The organism is Bradyrhizobium sp. CSA112, from assembly GCF_029051645.1.
Classification (GTDB): domain Bacteria; phylum Pseudomonadota; class Alphaproteobacteria; order Rhizobiales; family Xanthobacteraceae; genus Bradyrhizobium.
Genome location: NZ_JAACFS010000162.1, coordinates 1 through 406, shown reverse-complemented (window position 1 = coordinate 406; position 406 = coordinate 1). Strand labels below are relative to the sequence as shown.

Below are 406 nucleotides of genomic sequence, written 5' to 3'. Positions count from 1 at the left end.
CTATAGCACTCCACGGCAAACAAAAATACAGCCACCTCCAGACAAGATCAGCGCCGGCGCATGCGCCGCCGGCCAGCCATAACAGCGAGAGGGCTATCCGCAATGAAGACTCAAGTCGCCATCATCGGCGCCGGTCCGTCCGGCCTCCTGCTCGGCCAGTTGCTGCACAAGGCCGGCATCGACAACGTGATCCTCGAACGCCAGACCCCGGACTACGTGCTCGGCCGCATCCGCGCCGGCGTGCTGGAACAGGGTATGGTCGACCTGCTGCGCGAGGCCGGCGTCGACCGGCGCATGGCGCGCGACGGGCTGGTCCACGAAGGCGTGGAGATCGCCTTCGCCGGGCAGCGCCGGCGCATCGACCTGAAGCGCCTGAGCGGCGGCAAGACGGTGATGGTCTACGGCC

Annotated in this window: 1 protein-coding gene; it reads left to right on the top strand. The window is 67.2% G+C overall.

The genetic code is table 11. The features are described 5' to 3' along the window. Nucleotides 1-102: 102 nt before the first annotated feature. Nucleotides 103-406 (top strand): FAD-dependent monooxygenase (locus tag GWE18_RS42135; RefSeq protein ID WP_275191337.1); only part of this gene is annotated, 304 nt, incomplete at its 3' end.